At 69.0% G+C, this 15,937-nt stretch carries 13 protein-coding genes; 12 read left to right on the forward strand and 1 reads right to left on the reverse strand.

Features of this window, described 5'->3' with window-relative positions; translation table 11 throughout:
• Positions 1-3: 3 nt before the first annotated feature.
• From QF037_RS34315 to QF037_RS34370, 12 genes are all read left to right on the forward strand, one after another.
• Complete coding sequence (locus QF037_RS34315) at positions 4-1,404, forward strand: UDP-N-acetylmuramoyl-tripeptide--D-alanyl-D-alanine ligase (protein WP_307032019.1); 1,401 nt, start codon at positions 4-6, stop codon at positions 1,402-1,404.
• Complete coding sequence (gene mraY / locus QF037_RS34320) at positions 1,401-2,474, forward strand: phospho-N-acetylmuramoyl-pentapeptide-transferase (RefSeq protein WP_266828289.1); 1,074 nt, start codon at positions 1,401-1,403, stop codon at positions 2,472-2,474. Before QF037_RS34315 ends, mraY begins: the two co-directional genes overlap by 4 nt.
• The gene (murD, locus tag QF037_RS34325; protein ID WP_307032020.1) at positions 2,456-3,874 is read left to right on the forward strand and encodes a UDP-N-acetylmuramoyl-L-alanine--D-glutamate ligase; all 1,419 of its coding nucleotides are present in this window, start codon (positions 2,456-2,458) and stop codon (positions 3,872-3,874) included. The genes mraY and murD overlap by 19 nt, the downstream gene beginning before the upstream one ends.
• Positions 3,875-3,894: 20 nt before the next feature.
• The gene (ftsW, locus tag QF037_RS34330; RefSeq protein WP_307032021.1) at positions 3,895-5,244 is read left to right on the forward strand and encodes a putative lipid II flippase FtsW; all 1,350 of its coding nucleotides are present in this window, start codon (positions 3,895-3,897) and stop codon (positions 5,242-5,244) included.
• A 6-nt stretch (positions 5,245-5,250) separates the two neighbouring features.
• Positions 5,251-6,348: an undecaprenyldiphospho-muramoylpentapeptide beta-N-acetylglucosaminyltransferase gene (gene murG / locus QF037_RS34335; RefSeq protein WP_307032022.1), complete on the forward strand. Its 1,098-nt coding sequence runs from the start codon at positions 5,251-5,253 to the stop codon at positions 6,346-6,348.
• A gap of 25 nt (positions 6,349-6,373) precedes the next feature.
• A complete protein-coding gene (locus tag QF037_RS34340; RefSeq protein ID WP_307032023.1) occupies positions 6,374-7,168 on the forward strand; it encodes a cell division protein FtsQ/DivIB in 795 nt (264 codons plus the stop codon).
• A gap of 276 nt (positions 7,169-7,444) precedes the next feature.
• Complete coding sequence (gene ftsZ, locus QF037_RS34345; RefSeq protein ID WP_307032024.1) at positions 7,445-8,641, forward strand: cell division protein FtsZ; 1,197 nt, start codon at positions 7,445-7,447, stop codon at positions 8,639-8,641.
• Positions 8,638-9,366, forward strand: a complete 729-nt coding sequence (gene pgeF / locus QF037_RS34350; RefSeq protein ID WP_307032025.1) for a peptidoglycan editing factor PgeF — start codon at positions 8,638-8,640, stop codon at positions 9,364-9,366. The genes ftsZ and pgeF overlap by 4 nt, the downstream gene beginning before the upstream one ends.
• Before the next feature lie 6 nt (positions 9,367-9,372).
• A complete protein-coding gene (locus QF037_RS34355) occupies positions 9,373-10,092 on the forward strand; it encodes a YggS family pyridoxal phosphate-dependent enzyme (RefSeq protein ID WP_307032026.1) in 720 nt (239 codons plus the stop codon).
• Positions 10,093-10,222: 130 nt separating this feature from the next.
• Positions 10,223-10,864 (forward strand): cell division protein SepF, encoded by a 642-nt coding sequence (locus QF037_RS34360; RefSeq protein WP_171145273.1) that lies wholly within the window; start codon positions 10,223-10,225, stop codon positions 10,862-10,864.
• Positions 10,865-10,913: 49 nt separating this feature from the next.
• Complete coding sequence (locus QF037_RS34365) at positions 10,914-11,204, forward strand: YggT family protein (protein ID WP_037937545.1); 291 nt, start codon at positions 10,914-10,916, stop codon at positions 11,202-11,204.
• A 52-nt stretch (positions 11,205-11,256) separates the two neighbouring features.
• Entirely contained in the window at positions 11,257-12,468 is a 1,212-nt protein-coding gene (locus QF037_RS34370; RefSeq protein ID WP_307032027.1) for a DivIVA domain-containing protein, read from the forward strand.
• A gap of 194 nt (positions 12,469-12,662) precedes the next feature.
• On the opposite strand, the gene ileS is transcribed toward QF037_RS34370, so the two are convergent.
• Positions 12,663-15,815 (reverse strand): isoleucine--tRNA ligase, encoded by a 3,153-nt coding sequence (ileS, locus tag QF037_RS34375; protein WP_307032028.1) that lies wholly within the window; start codon positions 15,813-15,815, stop codon positions 12,663-12,665.
• Positions 15,816-15,937: the final 122 nt, after the last annotated feature.

The following is a 15,937-nucleotide window of genomic DNA, read 5'->3' on the forward strand; positions in this document are numbered from 1 at the left end:
CTTGTGATCGCCCTCTCTCTCGCCGAGATTGCCTCAGTCGTCGGCGGGCAGACCCACGACATACCGGATCCGTCCGTCCAGGTCACCGGATCCGTGGTCCGGGACTCCCGCGAGGTGGAGCCCGGCAGTCTCTTCGTCGCCTTCGTCGGCGAACGCGTCGACGGCCATGACTTCGCCGCGCAGGTCGTCGCGGCGGGCGCGGTCGCCGTACTGGCGTCGCGGCCCGTCGGCGTGCCCGCGATCGTCGTGGACGACGTCCAACGGGCCCTCGGTGCCCTCGCCCGTCATGTCGTACGACGTCTCGGCGCGACCCTCGTCGCCCTGACCGGCTCGGCGGGCAAGACCAGCACCAAGGACCTCATCGCCCAGGTGCTGCAGCGCAAGGCGCCGACGGTGTGGACGCCCGGCTCGCTCAACAACGAGATCGGGCTGCCGCTGACCGCCCTCAGCGCCACCGACGAGACGAGGTTCCTCGTCCTGGAGATGGGCGCCCGTCGCATCGGCCACATCCGCTACCTCACGGATCTGACGCCCCCGAAGATCGGCCTCGTCCTCAACGTCGGCACCGCCCACATCGGCGAGTTCGGCGGCCGGGAGCAGATCGCGCAGGCCAAGGGAGAGATCGTCGAGGGTCTGCCGGAGGACGGCACGGCCGTCCTCAATGCCGACGATCCCCTCGTACGGGCCATGGCATCCCGTACGAAGGCGAAGGTGATCCTTTTCGGAGAGTCCGACGAAGCGGACGTACGCGCCGAGAACGTGAGACTCACGGACACCGGACAGCCCTCCTTCAGGCTTCGCACACCCTCCGGTGCAAGCGACGTGACCATGCGCCTGTACGGTGAGCACCACGTGTCGAACGCGCTCGCAGCGGCCGCCGTCGCCCATGAGCTGGGTATGTCCGCGGAAGAGATCGCCACCGCGCTCTCAGAGGCGGGCTCCCTCTCCCGCTGGCGGATGGAGGTCACCGAGCGCCCGGACGGCGTGACCGTCGTCAACGACGCCTACAACGCCAACCCAGAGTCCATGCGGGCCGCCCTGCGCGCCCTGGCAGCCATGGGCCGGGGGCGGCGGACCTGGGCGGTGCTCGGCAAGATGGCCGAGCTCGGGGACGAGGCGCTCGCCGAGCACGACGCGGTCGGACGGCTCGCCGTCCGGCTCAACGTCAGCAAGCTCGTCGCGGTCGGGGGCAGGGAAGCGTCCTGGCTCCAACTGGGCGCATATAACGAGGGTTCGTGGGGTGAGGAGTCGGTGCACGTGTCCGACGCACAGGCGGCGGTCGACCTGTTGCGCAGTCAGCTGCGCCCGGGAGACGTCGTACTCGTGAAGGCGTCCCGTTCGGTCGGCCTGGAGAGCGTCGCCACGGCGCTGCTCGGCGCCGAGGGTGAGGTTGCAGCCCGATGATGAAGCAGATCCTGTTCGCAGGAGTCATTGGTCTGTTCCTGACCCTGGTCGGCACCCCGCTGCTGATCAAGCTGCTCGCGCGCAAGGGGTACGGCCAGTACATCCGCGACGACGGCCCGCGTGAGCACGCCAGCAAGCGCGGTACGCCGACCATGGGCGGTATCGCCTTCATCTTCGCGACGGTGGCCGCCTACTTCCTGTCCAAGGTCATCACCGGCTACCCGCCGACCTACTCGGGTCTGCTGGTGCTCGGTCTGATGGTCGGCATGGGTCTGGTCGGCTTCCTCGACGACTACATCAAGATCGTCAAGCGCCGCTCGCTGGGCCTGCGGGCCAAGGCCAAGATGGCCGGCCAGCTGATCGTCGGCATCAGCTTCGCGGTGCTCGCGCTGATGTTCCCGGACGCCCGCAACAACACCCCGGCCTCCGACAAGCTGTCGTTCATCACGGACTTCGGCTGGAAGATCGGCCCGGTGCTGTTCGTGGTCTGGGCGCTGTTCATGATCCTCGCGATGTCGAACGGCGTGAACCTGACGGACGGTCTGGACGGCCTGGCCACCGGCGCCTCCGTGCTCGTCTTCGGTGCCTACACCTTCATCGGTGTCTGGCAGTTCCAGGAGTCCTGCGCCAACGCGGGCACCCTGACCAACCCGGGGGCCTGCTACGAGGTACGAGATCCCCTCGACCTCGCGGTCATCGCCTCGGCGCTGATGGGCGCCTGCCTCGGCTTCCTGTGGTGGAACACCTCCCCGGCGAAGATCTTCATGGGCGACACCGGTTCGCTCGCCCTCGGCGGTGTCCTCACGGGCCTGGCGATCTGCTCCCGCACCGAGCTCCTCGTGGCCATCATGGGCGGTCTGTTCGTCCTCATCACGATGTCGGTCGTCATCCAGGTCGGCTCCTTCAAGCTCACCGGCAAGCGCGTCTTCCGAATGGCGCCGCTCCAGCACCACTTCGAACTCAAGGGCTGGTCGGAAGTCCTGGTCGTGGTCCGTTTCTGGATCATCCAGGGCATCTGTGTGATCGTCGGCCTGGGGCTCTTCTACGCGGGATGGGCAGCGGAAAAGTGACCGACTGGCAGGGGAAGCACGTCACCGTCGCCGGACTCGGCGTCTCCGGCATCCCGGCGGCCAAGGCGCTGCACGCGCGCGGAGCGATCGTCACGGTCGTCAACGACGGCGACGACGCACGCGCGCGTGAGCAGGCCGCCGAGTTGGAGGCGCTCGGTATCACCGTGCGCCTCGGTGACGGTGCGACCCTGCCCGAGGGCACCGAACTCGTCGTCACCGCACCCGGCTGGAAGCCGGACAAGCCGCTGTTCGCGGCGGCCCGTGCGGCCGGCCTGGAGATCTGGGGCGATGTCGAACTCGCCTGGCGGCTCAGGGGTCCGGACGCGGCTCCCTGGCTCGCGATCACCGGCACCAACGGCAAGACGACCACCACCCAGATGCTGGCGTCCATCCTGAAGGCCGCCGGGCTGCGCACCGCCGCCGTCGGCAACATCGGCGTCTCCCTGCTGGACGCAGTGCTCGGCGACGAGCAGTACGACGTCCTGGCCGTGGAGTTGTCGAGCTACCAGCTCCACTGGGCGCCCTCCCTGCGCGCCCACTCCGCCGCCGTTCTGAACCTGGCGCCGGACCACCTCGACTGGCACGGCTCCATGGAGGCGTACGCCGCCGACAAGGGCCGTGTCTACGAGGGCAATCGCGTCGCCTGTGTCTACAACGTGGCCGACAAGGCCACCGAGGACCTGGTGCGCGAGGCGGACGTCGAGGAGGGCTGCCGGGCCATCGGCTTCACCCTCGGAGCCCCCGCCCCCTCCCAACTCGGCGTCGTGGACGGCATCCTGGTCGACCGCGCCTTCGTCGAGAACCGGCACAAGAACGCCCAGGAGCTCGCCGAGATCTCCGACGTCAACCCGCCGGCCCCGCACAACATCGCCAACGCCCTTGCCGCGGCGGCGCTCGCACGCGCCTTCGGGGTGCCCCCCAAGGCCGTACGGGACGGGCTGCGGGCCTTCACGCCGGACGCGCACCGCATCGCGCACGTGGCCGACGCGGACGGCGTCGCCTACGTCGACGACTCCAAGGCCACCAACACCCACGCCGCGGAAGCCTCGTTGGCGGCGTACGAGTCCATCGTCTGGATCGCGGGCGGGCTCGCCAAGGGCGCCTCCTTCGACGAACTGGTCGCCAAGTCGGCAAAGCGACTTCGTGCCGTGGTTCTGATCGGTGCCGACCGGGCCCTGATCCGCGAAGCCCTCGCGCGACACGCGCCGGAAGTACCCGTGGTCGACCTCGACCGGACCGACACTGGGGCGATGCTCCAGGCGGTGACGGAGGCGAAGCGGCTGGCACAGCCCGGCGACACCGTGCTGCTGGCCCCGGCCTGTGCCTCCATGGACATGTTCACCAACTACAACAAGCGCGGTGACGCGTTCGCGGAGGCGGTTCGCGAACTCGGCTCCTGACCGACGTAGCGGAGGCTCTGATGCCCAGCAGCCGTACCGGCCGACCGCCCGTGCAGCGGGCCGTCAGACGTCCCGCCGCCTCCCGGACAGCGCGCCAGAATCCCGTCCTGCGGCTCTACACCCGCGCGCGCGACGCCTGGGACCGGCCGCTGACGGCGTACTACCTGATCCTCGGCGGCAGTCTGCTGATCACCGTGCTCGGGCTGGTGATGGTCTACTCGGCCTCCCAGATCAAGGCGCTGCAGATGTCGCTGCCGGGCTCGTACTTCTTCCGCAAGCAGCTCCTCGCCGCCGCGATCGGCGCCGTACTGCTGCTCGTCGCCTCGCGGATGCCGGTGAAGCTGCACCGGGCACTTGCCTACCCGATCCTCGCGGGTGCGGTGTTCCTCATGGCGCTGGTGCAGGTGCCGGGGATAGGGATGGCGGTCAACGGCAACCAGAACTGGATCGCGCTCGGCGGTTCCTTCCAGATCCAGCCCAGCGAGTTCGGCAAGCTCGCCCTGGTGCTGTGGGGCGCCGACCTGCTGGCCCGCAAGCAGGACAAGAAGCTGCTGACCCAGTGGAAGCACATGCTGGTGCCGCTCGTCCCGGTCGCCTTCATGCTGCTCGGGCTGATCATGCTCGGCGGCGACATGGGCACCGCGATCATCCTCACAGCGATCCTTTTCGGCCTTCTGTGGCTCGCGGGGGCGCCGACCCGGCTGTTCGTCGGGGTACTGTCGGTCGCCGCCGCGATCGGCATGGTCCTTATCAAGACCAGCCCCAACCGGATGGCCCGCCTCCAGTGCATCGGCGCCACCGACCCGGGCCCTGGCGATGCCTGCTGGCAGGCCGTGCACGGAATCTACGCCCTCGCATCCGGTGGAATCTTCGGCTCCGGGCTCGGCGCCAGTGTGGAAAAATGGGGCCAACTCCCGGAAGCGCACACGGACTTCATCTTCGCCGTCACCGGTGAGGAGCTGGGCCTGGCGGGGACGCTGTCGGTGCTCGCCCTCTTCGCGGCTCTAGGCTATGCGGGTATCCGCGTGGCCGGCCGCACGGAGGACCCCTTCGTCAGGTATGCCGCGGGAGGCGTGACCACCTGGATCACCGCACAGGCGGTGATCAACATCGGTGCGGTGCTCGGCCTGCTGCCGATCGCCGGTGTCCCGCTCCCGCTGTTCTCCTACGGAGGATCCGCCCTGCTGCCGACCATGTTCGCCATCGGGCTGCTGATCGCCTTCGCACGTGACGAGCCCGCTGCACGGGCAGCGCTTTCGCTGCGGCAGCCCCGCTTTGGTAGAAAGCGGGGTGGCGGGGGACCCACGGGGCCTCGGAGATGGAACACGATGCGACGGCGTGCCTCGGCGCGTTCGTCCGGAGAGCGGTGAATTTCGGTGCATGTCGTACTCGCCGGTGGGGGGACCGCCGGCCACATCGAGCCCGCGCTCGCCCTCGCGGACGCCCTGCGCAGGCAGGACCCGACCGTGGGGATCACGGCCCTCGGCACGGAGCGCGGCCTGGAGACCACGCTCGTCCCGCAGCGGGGCTATGAACTCGCGCTGATCCCGGCGGTGCCGCTGCCACGCAAGCCCACCCCCGAGCTGATCACCGTCCCGGGCCGGCTGCGCGGCACGATCAAGGCCGCCGAGCAGATCCTGGAGCGCACCAAGGCGGACGCCGTCGTCGGCTTCGGCGGGTACGTGGCCCTGCCCGGCTATCTCGCCGCCAAGCGGCTCGGGGTGCCGATCATCATCCACGAGGCCAACGCCCGCCCCGGTCTCGCCAACAAGATCGGATCGCGGTACGCCGCCCAGGTCGCCGTCTCCACCCCGGACAGCAAGCTCCGGGGTGCCCGCTACATCGGCATCCCGCTGCGCCGCACCATCGCCACCCTCGACCGGGCCGCGGTCCGCCCCGAGGCCCGCGCGATGTTCGGCCTCGACCCCAACCTGCCGACCCTCCTGGTCTCCGGCGGCTCCCAGGGCGCCCGCCGCCTCAACGAGGTCGTCCAGCAGGTCGCCCCCTGGCTCCAGCAGGCCGGCATCCAGGTCCTGCACGCGGTCGGCCCGAAGAACGAACTGCCGCAGGTGCACCAGATGCCGGGGATGCCCCCGTACATCCCGGTACCGTACGTGGACCGGATGGACCTCGCGTACGCCGCGGCCGACATGATGCTGTGCCGTGCGGGCGCGATGACCGTCGCCGAACTCTCCGCCGTCGGACTGCCAGCCGCCTACGTCCCGCTGCCCATCGGCAACGGCGAACAGCGGCTCAACGCCCAGCCGGTGGTCAAGGCGGGCGGCGGTCTGCTGGTCGACGACGCGGAGCTCACCCCCGAGTGGGTCCAGCAGAACGTGCTGCCTGTGCTCGCCGACCCGCACCGGCTCTACCAGATGTCCCGCGCCGCCGCCGAGTTCGGCCGCCGGGACGCCGACGACCTGCTCGTCGGCATGGTGTACGAGGCGATCGCCGCCAACCGTGCACACCACTAGGCACATGTGACGAAGGGCAGGCAGCGTGGCCGGAACGACGACCGCCGAGCGCGGTGAACGCCAGCAGGAGTCGTCCGGCCCGCCCCCTGTCCGACGGTTGAGGGTGCCTCAGCCTCGTACGATCATCGTTCTCGCCGTCGTCCTGGTCCTGCTGGGCGCGGGCGGTGTCTGGGCCCTGTACGGCTCGCAGTGGCTGCGCGTGGAGCGGGTGTCCGTCTCCGGTACCGACGTTCTGACGCCCGGACAGGTCCGCGAGGCGGCCGACGTACCGGTCGGATCGCCGCTGATTTCCGTCGACACCGATGCGATTGAGGCGCGGTTGCTCCGGAAATTGACCCGAATTGACTCGGTTGACGTGGTCCGCTCCTGGCCCCATGGAATCGGCCTGAAAGTGGTTGAGCGCACTCCGGTTCTGATTGTCGAAAAGGGCGGAAAGTTTGTCGAAGTGGACGACGGAGGCGTCCGTTTTGCCACGGTTTCCCAAGCCCCCAAAGACGTTCCCGCACTGGAAATGACGGTCTCCGAGTCGGGTTCCGGCGCCGCGAGCCTGCGACGCTTCGGCGAGGACCGGCTCGTGCGCGAAGCCGTCCGGGTCGCCGGTGACATTCCGGCCGCCGTCGCGAAGAGAGCCCGGACCATCAAGGTGCGTTCGTTCGACGACATCTCACTGGAGTTGAGCGACGGCAGGACCGTCGCGTGGGGGAGTGGCGAGAAGGGTGCCGCCAAGGCCCGTACGCTCACCGCTCTGCTGAAAGCGGCGCCCGATGCGCGGTACTTCGACGTCTCGGTTCCCACCGCCCCTGCGTCATCAGGGAGTTGACGTACATCCGCGCAGGCCAGCACCCTGGTTGGCTACCGCTACGGCTGATCACATAGGGTGAAAAGAAAAACGGGAGGTTCGGCGTGTTCGTTGAACGTGCGCCACTTGTCGACTTAGTGTCCTGTTCAGAAGACTCCAGGGAACAGACACACTGGTAACCCTAAACTTCAACGTTAGGGTTCGGGTCGGCGCTATGGACCGTCCCATTCGGCATCCGTCGCGTATCGCATCACCCGCGAGACGACGACACGTAACTCGAGGCGAGAGGCCTTCGACGTGGCAGCACCGCAGAACTACCTCGCAGTCATCAAAGTCATCGGTGTCGGCGGCGGTGGTGTCAATGCCATCAACCGGATGATCGAGGTCGGTCTCAAGGGCGTCGAGTTCATCGCCATCAACACCGACGCTCAGGCGCTGTTGATGAGCGACGCCGACGTCAAGCTCGACGTCGGCCGTGAACTCACCCGCGGACTCGGCGCCGGAGCCAACCCGGCCGTCGGCCGCAAGGCGGCCGAGGACCACCGCGAGGAGATCGAGGAGGTCCTCAAGGGGGCCGACATGGTCTTCGTGACGGCCGGCGAAGGCGGCGGCACCGGTACCGGCGGCGCGCCCGTCGTGGCCAACATCGCCCGCAACCTCGGCGCCCTCACCATCGGCGTGGTCACCCGCCCCTTCACCTTCGAGGGCCGCCGTCGCGCCAACCAGGCCGAGGACGGCATCGCGGAACTCCGCGAAGAGGTCGACACCCTCATCGTCATCCCGAACGACCGGCTGCTGTCCATCTCGGACCGCCAGGTCTCGGTCCTCGACGCCTTCAAGTCGGCCGACCAGGTCCTGCTCTCCGGTGTCCAGGGCATCACCGACCTCATCACCACGCCGGGTCTGATCAACCTCGACTTCGCCGACGTCAAGTCGGTCATGTCCGAGGCCGGTTCGGCGCTCATGGGCATCGGCTCCGCCCGCGGCGACGACCGCGCGGTGGCCGCCGCCGAGATGGCGATCTCCTCGCCGCTCCTCGAGGCCTCCATCGACGGCGCCCGCGGCGTCCTCCTCTCCATCTCCGGCGGCTCCGACCTCGGTCTGTTCGAGATCAACGAGGCCGCCCAGCTGGTCTCCGAGGCGGCCCACCCCGAGGCCAACATCATCTTCGGCGCGGTCATCGACGACGCCCTCGGCGACGAGGTCCGGGTCACCGTGATCGCGGCCGGCTTCGACGGCGGGCAGCCGCCGGCCCGCCGGGACACCGTCCTCGGTTCGTCCTCGTCCTCGGCGCGCCGCGAGGAGCCCACTCCGGCACGGCAGACCGAGAGCCGTCCGTCCTTCGGCTCGCTCGGCAGCGTCACGCCGAAGGAGGAGCCGGAGTCCGCGCCCGAGCCGGTGGCCGACCTCCCGGTCGCCCCGCCGGTCCCGCCGTCGCGGACCTACTCGGACAGTGCGGCCGAGGAACTGGACGTGCCGGACTTCCTGAAGTGATAGGACAGCGCGACACCGTGAGCGGCGCGCACTTCGCCTTCACCGACAGGTGGGGCGGGGTGAGCGCCGTTCCGTACGAGGAGCTCAACCTCGGCGGGGCGGTCGGCGACGACGCCGACGCCGTACGTACGAATCGCGAACTGGCCGCCAAGTCGCTGGGGATCGACTCCGGCCGGGTGGTCTGGATGAACCAGGTGCACGGGGCGGAGGTGGCCGTGGTCTCCGAGGCGTGGGGTGACCGTCCGGTGCCGGAGGTCGACGCCGTCGTCACCGCCGAGCGCGGTCTCGCCCTCGCCGTCCTCACCGCCGACTGCACGCCCGTTCTGCTCGCCGACCCGGTGGCCGGAGTCGTCGGCGCGGCCCACGCGGGGCGGCCCGGCATGATCGCCGGGGTCGTCCCCGCCGCCGTACGGGCCATGACCGGACTCGGCGCCGAGCCCGCCCGGATCGTCGCCCGCACCGGACCCGCCGTCTGCGGCCGGTGCTACGAGGTGCCGGACGTGATGCGCGCCGACGTGAGCGCCGTCGAACCGGCGGCGTACGCCGAGACGAGCTGGGGCACCCCCGCGGTGGACGTGACCGCCGGAGTGCACGCGCAGCTCGAACGGCTCGGGGTGCGCGACCGGGAGCAGTCGCCGGTGTGCACGCTCGAGTCGGGCGACCACTTCTCCTACCGCCGCGATCGCACCACGGGGCGACTCGCGGGATATGTCTGGCTGGACTGAGAGAGCATGACGGACCGTAAGGGCGAACTCGCCGCAAACCTGGCGCGGGTGGAGGACCGTATCGCCGCCGCGTGCGCGGCCGCGGGGCGCAAGCGCGAGGAGGTGACCCTGATCGTGGTCACCAAGACCTACCCCGCGAGCGATGTGCGCATGCTGTCGGAACTCGGTGTCCGCGACGTCGCCGAGAACAAGGACCAGGACGCCGCACCGAAGGCTGCCGAGTGCTCGGATTTGCCGCTGTCTTGGCACTTCGTGGGTCAGCTGCAGACCAACAAGGTGCGTTCTGTGGCTGGTTATGCCGATATGGTGCAGTCCGTTGACCGCGCTCGACTCGTCACGGCGCTCTCCAAGGAAGCGGAGCGGCAGGGGCGGGAACTCGGTTGTCTGATCCAGGTCGCGCTCGACGCGAACGAAGGCGGACGCGGGGAGCGCGGGGGTGTCGCACCCGACGGAATCGAAGAGTTGGGCGAACTCGTGGCTGGGGCGCCGGGTCTGCGGCTGGCGGGTCTGATGACCGTCGCACCCCTCACCGGTGTTTACGCGGGACGCGAACTCGCGGCATTCGAGCGGCTGATGGATTTGTCGACCGACCTGCGCCGAGCCCATCCGGCTGCGAACATGGTGTCGGCAGGGATGAGTGCGGATCTCGAGCAGGCCGTGGCGGCCGGAGCGACACATGTGCGCGTCGGTACGGCGGTGCTCGGAGTCCGCGCGAGGCTCGGGTAACGTCGCCAGGAAGTCGGACCACAGCAGAAAATATGGTCATTACCGCCGAAAGGCGGGTGTAAAGGCCACGTGGATCGCGGGCACTTGGCAGTTCGTCAGCCGATCCACCACAGAGCGGAGGACTCAGAGCATGGCCGGCGCGATGCGCAAGATGGCGGTCTACCTCGGCCTCGTGGAGGACGATGGTTACGACGGCCGCGGTTTTGACCCCGACGACGACTTCGAACCCGAACTGGACCCGGAGCCCGAGCGTGACCACCGGCGGCATGAGCCGGTGCACCAGGCACACAGTGCACATCAGTCCCAAAGGGACGAAGAGGTGCGAATCGTACAGCCGTCGGTGTCGCGCGAGCCGGTCGCCCGTTCCGCTTCGCTGGCCGCTGAATCCGGACGTCCCGCGCGCATCGCGCCCGTGGCATCCATCACACAAGAACGTCAAAGCCTGGAGAAGAACGCACCGGTGATCATGCCCAAGGTCGTGTCGGAACGAGAGCCTTACCGGATCACCACGCTTCACCCGCGGACCTACAACGAGGCCCGTACCATCGGGGAACACTTCCGTGAGGGCACCCCGGTGATCATGAATCTGACTGAGATGGATGACACAGACGCCAAGCGACTTGTCGACTTTGCGGCTGGTTTGGTGTTTGGTCTTCACGGCAGCATCGAGCGGGTGACGCAGAAGGTGTTCCTGTTGTCGCCTGCTAACGTCGATGTCACGGCGGAGGACAAGGCCCGTATCGCAGAGGGCGGGTTCTTCAATCAGAGCTGAGACAGCCGACCGGTAGAAGTACGGAACAGGGGAGAGGGAAAGACAGGCCATGGGCGTGTTCGCGCAGGTGATCTACATCGCGCTGATGGTGTTCCTCATCGTGCTCATCTTCCGGTTGGTCATGGACTACGTCTTCCAGTTCGCCCGCTCGTGGCAACCTGGCAAGGCGATGGTGGTCGTTCTGGAGGCCACCTACACTGTCACCGATCCACCGCTGAAGCTTCTGCGGCGGTTCATCCCGCCGCTGCGTCTCGGGGGCGTGGCGCTCGACCTGTCCTTCTTCGTACTGATGATCATCGTCTACATCTTGATCTCCATCGTGGGGAATCTCGCGAGGTGACAGTGGACGATACGGTCTTGCCGACTGCCGATGACTACGTTGAGGTGAAGAGATGCCGTTGACCCCCGAGGACGTGCGGAACAAGCAGTTCACGACCGTCCGCCTCCGAGAAGGCTATGACGAGGACGAGGTCGATGCCTTCCTCGATGAGGTCGAAGCCGAACTGACGCGCCTGCTGCGCGAGAACGAGGACCTGCGCGCCAAACTGGCCGCGGCGACGCGTGCTGCTGCCCAGAACCAGCAGAACATGCGCAAGCCTCCGGAGGGCCCCGGCGGCCCCCAGGATCAGCAGCAGGGCGGAATGCAACAGCAGGGTATGCCGCAGCAGGGTATGCCCCAGCAGGGTGGAATGCCGCAGCAGGGCATGCGTGGGCCCGGCGGCCCCGTGCCGGCCGGCATATCGGGCCCGCCGCAGCAGCAGATGGGCGGCCCCATGGGCGGCCCGCCCCAGCTGCCGAGCGGTGCACCGCAGCTGCCTGCCGGTCCCAGCGGTCAGGGTGGCCCGCAGGGTCCCGGTCCGATGGGTCAGGGTCCCGGTCCGATGGGCCAGGGTCCGATGGGTGGCCAGCCCCCCATGCAGCAGCAGATGGGCGGCCCCATGGGCGGTCCTATGGGTGGCCCCATGGGCGGTGGCCCCATGGGCGGCCACGGTCAGGGCCCCGGTGGCGACAGCGCCGCGCGTGTCCTCTCGCTGGCCCAGCAGACCGCCGACCAGGCGATCGCCGAGGCCCGTTCCGAGGCCAACAAGATCGTCGGCGAGGCGCGTTCGCGTGCCGAGGGTCTCGAGCGTGACGCCCGTGCCAAGGCCGACGCCCTGGAGCGGGACGCGCAGGAGAAGCACCGCGTCGCGATGGGCTCCCTGGAGTCCGCCCGCGCCACGCTGGAGCGCAAGGTCGAGGATCTGCGCGGCTTCGAGCGCGAGTACCGCACGCGGCTGAAGTCCTACCTGGAGTCGCAGCTGCGTCAGCTGGAGACCCAGGCCGACGACTCGCTGGCGCCGCCGCGCACGCCCGCGACCGCGTCGCTTCCGCCGTCCCCGGCGCCCTCCATGGCCCCGGCCGGCGCGAGCGCTCCGTCGTACGGTGGCAACCCGGGCGGCATGGGCGGTGGCCCGGCTCCGGCCGCCCCGTCCTACGGCGGCCAGCAGCAGATGTCTCCCGCCATGACCCAGCCGATGGCTCCGGTCCGGCCGCAGGGCCCCGGCCCGATGGGCCAGGCCCCTTCGCCGATGCGCGGGTTCCTCATCGACGAGGACGACAACTGACGAGTTGTAGTACGCCTTAGGCGTCGGCAGCGTTCAAAGGGGCGAGCCCTGGACTCCGGTCCGGGGCTCGCCCCTTTTACGCGTGTTGATCGTCATGCCCTGTGTCTGTGTCTGCGTAATGAGTCTGTGCAGGCGAGGGAAACGGAAGGGCCCGGCCCCCGAGTGGGGGGACCGGGCCCTTGGCTGTCTTGCGGTTACGCCTTGCGCAGGCGGAACGTCAGCGACAGACCCTCGTCGGTGAAGGCATCGCCGTATGTGGCGTCCGCCTCACCCTGGTCGCTGTGCTCATCCAAGAAGGTGGTCGCCAGGACCTCGTCGGCGATCAGGCCGGCGTGCTCGGTCAGGGCCGCGCGCACCGCCGGGTCCGTGGACGTCCAGCGCAGCGCGATGCGGTCGGCCACGTCGAGGCCGCTGTTCTTGCGGGCCTCCTGGATCAGACGGATCGCGTCACGGGCCAGGCCCGCCTGCCGCAGCTCCTCGGTGATCTCCAGGTCGAGAGCGACCGTCGCACCCGAGTCGGACGCCACCGACCAGCCCTCGCGCGGGGTCTCCGTGATGATCACCTCGTCCGGGGCCAGGGTGATCGTCTCGCCGTCGACCTCGACCGACGCCGTGCCCTCGCGCAGGGCGAGGGACAGGCCGGCCGCGTCGGCGTTCGCGACGGCCTTCGCCACGTCCTGGACGCGCTTGCCGAAACGCTTGCCCAAGGCGCGGAAGTTGGCCTTGGCGGTGGTGTCCACCAGGCTGCCGCCGACCTCGCTCAGCGACGCCAGGGCTTCGACGTTCAGCTCCTCCGTGATCTGCGCGTGCAGTTCACGGTCGAGGGCGTCGAAGCCGGTCGCGGCGATGAGCGCACGGGACAGCGGCTGACGGGTCTTCACGCCCGACTCCGCGCGCGTGGCCCGGCCCAGCTCCACGAGCCGGCGCACCAGGACCATCTGCTTCGACAGCTCCGGGTCGATGGCGTCGAGGTCCGCCTCCGGCCAGGACGCCAGGTGCACCGACTCCGGGGCGCCCGGGGAGACCGGAACCACCAGGTCCTGCCAGACCCGCTCGGTGATGAACGGGGTCAGCGGGGCCATCAGCTTCGTCACCGTCTCGACGACCTCGTGCAGCGTGCGCAGCGCGGCCTTGTCGCCCTGCCAGAAGCGGCGACGGGAGCGGCGGACGTACCAGTTGGACAGGTCGTCGACGAACGCGGACAGCAGCTTGCCGGCGCGCTGGGTGTCGTACGCCTCCAGAGCCTGCGTCACCTGGTCGGTGAGCGCGTGGAGTTCGGACAGCAGCCAGCGGTCCAGGACCGGGCGGTCGGCCGGGGCCGGGTCGGCCGCGGACGGCGCCCAGTTCGACGTGCGCGCGTACAGGGCCTGGAAGGCGACCGTGTTCCAGTACGTCAGGAGTGTCTTGCGGACGACCTCCTGGATCGTGCCGTGGCCCACACGGCGAGCCGCCCACGGGGAACCGCCGGCCGCCATGAACCAGCGCACCGCGTCCGCGCCGTGCTGGTCCATCAGCGGGATCGGCTGCAGGATGTTGCCCAGGTGCTTGGACATCTTGCGGCCGTCCTCGGCGAGGATGTGGCCGAGGCACACGACGTTCTCGTACGAGGACTTGTCGAAGACCAGGGTGCCGATGGCCATGAGGGTGTAGAACCAGCCGCGCGTCTGGTCGATGGCCTCGGAGATGAACTGCGCCGGGTACCGGCTCTCGAACAGCTCCTTGTTCTTGTACGGGTAGCCCCACTGCGCGAACGGCATCGAACCCGAGTCGTACCAGGCGTCGATGACCTCCGGCACGCGCGTGGCCGTCTTCGCGCACTGCGGGCAGTCGAAGGTGACGTCGTCGATGAACGGGCGGTGCGGGTCCAGGCCCGACTGGTCCGTGCCCGTCAGCCCGGTGAGCTCCGCGCGGGAGCCGACCACGGTCAGGTGGTCGTCCTCGCAGCGCCAGATCGGCAGCGGGGTGCCCCAGTAGCGGTTGCGGGACAGCGCCCAGTCGATGTTGTTCTGCAGCCAGTCACCGAAGCGGCCGTGCTTGACCGTGTCCGGGAACCAGTTGGTCTTCTCGTTCTCCTGGAGGAGACGGTTCTTGACCTCGGTGGTGCGGATGTACCAGGACGGCTGCGCGTAGTAGAGGAGCGCGGTGTGGCAGCGCCAACAGTGCGGGTAGCTGTGCTCGTACGGGATGTGCCTGAAGAGGAGGCCGCGCTGCTGGAGGTCCGCGGTGAGCTTTTCGTCCGCCTTCTTGAAGAAGACGCCACCGACCAGGGGGACGTCCTCCTCGAAGGTGCCGTCGGGGCGGACGGGGTTCACCACCGGCAGGCCGTACGCGCGGCAGACCTTGAGGTCGTCCTCACCGAAGGCGGGGGACTGGTGGACCAGGCCCGTACCGTCCTCGGTCGTGACGTATTCGGCGTTGACGACGAAATGTGCCGCTTCCGGGAACTCCACGAGCTCGAACGGACGTTGATAGGTCCAGCGCTCCATCTCGGCGCCGGTGAAGGACTGGCCGGTGCTCTCCCAGCCCTCGCCGAGCGACTTGGCGACGAGCGGCTCGGCGACGACGAGCTTCTCCTGGCCGTCGGTCACCACGACGTAGGTGACCTCGGGATGGGAGGCGACCGCGGTGTTGGAGACCAGCGTCCAGGGCGTGGTCGTCCACACCAGGAGCGCGGCCTCACCGGCGAGCGGACCGGAGGTGAGCGGGAAACGGACGTACACGGACGGGTCGACGACCGTCTCGTAGCCCTGCGCCAGCTCGTGGTCGGAGAGGCCGGTGCCGCAGCGGGGGCACCAGGGGGCGACGCGGTGGTCCTGGACCAGCAGGCCCTTATTGAAGATCTCCTTGAGCGACCACCAGACCGACTCGATGTACTCGGGGTGCATCGTGACGTAGGCGTCGTCGAGGTCGACCCAGTAGCCCATGCGGGTCGTCAGCTCGGAGAAGGCGTCGGTGTGGCGCAGCACGGAGTCGCGGCACCTGGCGTTGAACTCCGCGATGCCGTACGCCTCGATGTCCTGCTTGCCGGAGAAGCCGAGCTCCTTCTCCACCGCGAGCTCCACCGGGAGGCCGTGGCAGTCCCAGCCGGCCTTGCGGGCCACGTGGTAGCCGCGCATGGTGCGGAAGCGGGGGAAGACGTCCTTGAAGACGCGCGCCTCGATGTGGTGGGCGCCCGGCATGCCGTTGGCGGTGGGCGGGCCCTCGTAGAACACCCACTCGGGGCGGCCCTCGGACTGCTCCAGGCTCTTGGCGAAGATCTTCTGCTCGCGCCAGAACTCGAGCACGGCGTGCTCGAGGGCGGGCAGGTCGACCTGGGCGGGCACCTGGCGGTACGTAGGCGATGTCATCAGCGAGCTTCCTCCGGCGGACTTGCTGCCTTCCGTCCGGAGGGACGAGAGCTGTCCTGTGTACGCCGGTTTCGGCGCGCTCCCGCGGTACCACCCTCCTTGGCTCCCCGGTGCGTCTTCCG

Origin of the sequence: Streptomyces canus (assembly GCF_030815415.1) — a bacterium.
GTDB lineage: Bacteria > Actinomycetota > Actinomycetes > Streptomycetales > Streptomycetaceae > Streptomyces > Streptomyces canus_F.

Coding starts and splice junctions, on each gene's coding strand:
- mraY (WP_266828289.1), top strand. CDS start 1,401: ATGATGAAGCAGATCCTGTTCGCAGGAGTCATTGGTCTGTTCCTGACC.
- murD (WP_307032020.1), top strand. CDS start 2,456: ATGGGCAGCGGAAAAGTGACCGACTGGCAGGGGAAGCACGTCACCGTC.
- ftsW (WP_307032021.1), top strand. CDS start 3,895: ATGCCCAGCAGCCGTACCGGCCGACCGCCCGTGCAGCGGGCCGTCAGA.
- QF037_RS34355 (WP_307032026.1), top strand. CDS start 9,373: ATGACGGACCGTAAGGGCGAACTCGCCGCAAACCTGGCGCGGGTGGAG.
- QF037_RS34360 (WP_171145273.1), top strand. CDS start 10,223: ATGGCCGGCGCGATGCGCAAGATGGCGGTCTACCTCGGCCTCGTGGAG.
- QF037_RS34365 (WP_037937545.1), top strand. CDS start 10,914: ATGGGCGTGTTCGCGCAGGTGATCTACATCGCGCTGATGGTGTTCCTC.
- QF037_RS34370 (WP_307032027.1), top strand. CDS start 11,257: ATGCCGTTGACCCCCGAGGACGTGCGGAACAAGCAGTTCACGACCGTC.
- ileS (WP_307032028.1), bottom strand. CDS start 15,815: ATGACATCGCCTACGTACCGCCAGGTGCCCGCCCAGGTCGACCTGCCC.